Source organism: Luteococcus peritonei (genome assembly GCF_039526385.1).
Taxonomy (GTDB): domain Bacteria; phylum Actinomycetota; class Actinomycetes; order Propionibacteriales; family Propionibacteriaceae; genus Luteococcus; species Luteococcus peritonei.
In genome coordinates, this window is record NZ_BAAAIX010000032.1 from 1 (window position 1) to 3,057 (window position 3,057).

The window sequence follows — 3,057 nt, forward strand, 5'->3', positions numbered from 1 at the left end:
TCCACAAACGACACGGTCCTCACAACTCCCAAAAATCGGGGTGTTGCGAGGACCGTTAGAACCCGCCGGGTCGGGACGGGCCCTCGTCATGTCAGTCCGGCTCGGTCCGCTTGACGTTGTGGCCGCCCCACCAGGAGAAGCCCTTGAGCACCACGGTGCCATTGGACCCGTCGCCACGGGCCCGCCGGCTGACACTGTTGCCGGCCATGATGTTGAAGGTCCGGTCCTCGACCCGGACTCCCGGCGGCACCCGGATCGTGGAGCCGCCCATCACGGCCACCAGCTCCAGCTCGACGGTGATGCCCGGGCCCAGGCAGTCGCTCAGGTCGATGGTATGGCCGCCCCACCACTGCAGGCCGTGGAGCCGCCGGGTGCCGGGCGGCGGGCACAGGTCCTTGCCGCTCATCACCGCCGAGACGCCGACATCGGGTCCCGCGGGCACCTGCAGGGCGCCTCGATGCTTGACGGCCGGGACCGCGGGCAACCGGTTGGCCTCGGGCAGGTCCTCCACGAGGGCGTCCAGTTCGTCGGTGAAGCGTGAGGACAGCACGCGGTCCTGACGTTCCGCCAGCTCCCCGACGTCGATCCTGCCGGCCGAGTGTGCCTCGGCCAGCACCCGCAGGGCATGGTCGCGCTCAGGATCGCCGGCGCGCAGGCGGGGCAGCTCGCTCATGGCATCAGCGTACGCCCGACAGGCCCGAGGTCTACTTCTTCTCCTTGCCGCCCTCGCCGGTCTGCAGTGCGGCCACGAAGGCCTCCTGGGGCACCTCCACGCGGCCCACCATCTTCATCCGCTTCTTGCCCTCCTTCTGCTTCTCGAGCAGCTTGCGCTTGCGGGAGATGTCGCCGCCATAGCACTTGGCCAACACGTCCTTGCGGATGGCGCGGATGGTCTCGCGGGCGATCACCCGGGCGCCGATGGCGGCCTGGATCGGCACCTCGAACTGCTGGCGCGGGATCAGCTCCTTGAGCTTGCCGGCCATGGCGACGCCGTAGTTGTAGGCCTTGTCGCGATGCACGATGGCGCTGAAGGCGTCCACCGGCTCGCCGTGCAGCAGGATGTCCACCTTGACCAGGTCGGCCGGCTCCTCGCCCGCCATCTCGTAGTCGAGGCTGGCATAGCCCTTGGTGCGGCTCTTCAGGGCGTCGAAGAAGTCGAAGACGATCTCGCCCATGGGCAGCACGTAGCGGATCTCGACGCGGTCCTCGCTGAGGTAGTCCATGCCGGTCTGGATGCCGCGCTTTTGCTGGCAGAGCTCCATGATGGTCCCGATGTACTCACTCGGTGCCAGGATGGTGGCCTTGGCCACGGGCTCGTAGACCTTGTCGATCTTGCCGTCCGGATACTCCGACGGGTTGGTGACGGTGAACTCCTTGCCGTCCTCCATCACCACCCGGTAGACCACGTTCGGGGCGGTGGAGATCAGGTCCAGGTTGAACTCCTGCTCCAGCCGCTCCCGGGTGATCTCCATGTGCAGCAGGCCCAGGAAGCCGACGCGGAAGCCGAAGCCCAGGGCGCCGGAGGTCTCCGGCTCGTAGGTGAGCGCCGCGTCGTTGAGCTGCAGCTTCTCCAACGCCTCACGCAGCTCGGGGAAGTCGTTGCCGTCGATCGGGTACAGACCGGCGAAGACCATCGGGTTGGGGTGGCGGTAGCCGCCCAGGTCGCTGCTGGCCGGTCGGGAGGAGACGGTGACGGTGTCGCCCACGCGGGACTGGCGCACGTCCTTCACGCCGGTGATCAGGTAGCCCACCTCGCCGACGCCGAGCGCGGCGGACTTGAGCGGCTCGGGGCTGATGACGCCCACCTCCAGCACCTCGTGGGTGGCGCGGGTGCTCATCATCAGGATCTTCTCGCGGTGGCTGATCTCGCCATCGACCACGCGGATGTAGGTGACCACGCCGCGGTAGGTGTCGTAGACGGAGTCGAAGATCAGCGCACGGGGCGGCGCGGAGGCGTCGCCCACCGGGGCCGGGATCTGCGCCACGATCTGGTCCAGCAGGTCGGTGACCCCCTCGCCGGTCTTCGCGGAGACCCGCAGCACGTCCTCGGGCTCGCAGCCGATCAGGCCGGCGAGCTCGGCGGCGTACTTCTCGGGCTGGGCGCCGGGCAGGTCGATCTTGTTCAGCACCGGGATGATGGTGAGATCGTTCTCCATGGCCAGGTAGAGGTTGGCCAGGGTCTGCGCCTCGATGCCCTGGGCCGCGTCCACCAACAGGATCGCGCCCTCGCAGGCCGCCAGCGAGCGGGAGACCTCATAGGTGAAGTCGACGTGGCCGGGGGTGTCGATCATGTTCAGCACGTGGTCGGCGCCGGCCACCTGCCAGGGCATCCGGACCGCCTGCGACTTGATGGTGATGCCGCGCTCGCGCTCGATGTCCATGCGGTCCAGGTACTGGGCGCGCATGGCTCGCGCGTCGACCACCCCGGTGAGCTGCAGCATGCGGTCGGCCAGCGTGGACTTGCCGTGGTCGATGTGCGCGATGATGCAGAAGTTGCGGATGATCGCCGGATCGGTGGAACCGGGCTGTGGCGCGCTCAATGCACTCCCCGTCGTCGTGGTGCCGGATGGGACGTGTCATCTTCTCACGAATGGCCGCCCGAACTCATGTCGACGCCTCGCGGCCGGGCCGCACCAGCCCGGCCTCCAGCAGCCCGACCACCAGCCGCCCGTCGCGCACCCACGCCACGTGCGCCAGCCAGCCCTGTGGGGAGCGCTGCCAGCCCACCATGACACCCGGACAGGGCAGGTCCCCGTCCAGCACCTCCACGTGCGACGTCCGCGCCGCCACCCGGCCCCCGGTGCGCGACGCCAGGCTCCCCAGCTCGGACCTCACCCTGCTCGACATGGGCCAGACCCTAGGCGCTGCCCCTGACAATCCCGGGCCGGACGCCGGAGCACCATTGGGTCGGAAGTCCTACCCTGAGAATCGCTGCCTCGATCCGAGGTTCGGCCCGAGAAAACGGCGGTGGCTTCAGGGGGTCAGTGCAACACCGATGATGTCTTGGAGTGTTTCAGCTGGGGTGCGGTAGTCCAAGACCTTGCGGGGTCTGGTGTT

Annotated in this window: 3 protein-coding genes; all 3 read right to left on the reverse strand. The window is 68.5% G+C overall.

All coding sequences use genetic code 11. The features are described 5' to 3' along the window. Positions 1–91: 91 nt before the first annotated feature. The 3 genes from ABD073_RS13365 to ABD073_RS13375 all read right to left on the reverse strand — a co-directional run bounded on the left by ABD073_RS13365 (position 92) and on the right by ABD073_RS13375 (position 2,847). On the reverse strand, positions 92–673 hold the full coding sequence (locus ABD073_RS13365; RefSeq protein ID WP_343875382.1) for a DUF1707 SHOCT-like domain-containing protein: 582 nt from the start codon (positions 671–673) through the stop codon (positions 92–94). Positions 674–704: 31 nt separating this feature from the next. Continuing rightward, the gene (gene lepA / locus ABD073_RS13370) at positions 705–2,540 is read right to left on the reverse strand and encodes a translation elongation factor 4 (protein WP_343875384.1); all 1,836 of its coding nucleotides are present in this window, start codon (positions 2,538–2,540) and stop codon (positions 705–707) included. A 64-nt stretch (positions 2,541–2,604) separates the two neighbouring features. Continuing rightward, positions 2,605–2,847: a hypothetical protein gene (locus ABD073_RS13375; protein ID WP_343875385.1), complete on the reverse strand. Its 243-nt coding sequence runs from the start codon at positions 2,845–2,847 to the stop codon at positions 2,605–2,607. Positions 2,848–3,057 lie beyond the last annotated feature (210 nt).

What these genes read in the sequence shown, in the direction of transcription:
- ABD073_RS13365 (WP_343875382.1), bottom strand. Translation starts at nt 673, where the DNA reads ATGAGCGAGCTGCCCCGCCTGCGCGCCGGCGATCCTGAGCGCGACCAT.
- ABD073_RS13375 (WP_343875385.1), bottom strand. Translation starts at nt 2,847, where the DNA reads ATGTCGAGCAGGGTGAGGTCCGAGCTGGGGAGCCTGGCGTCGCGCACC.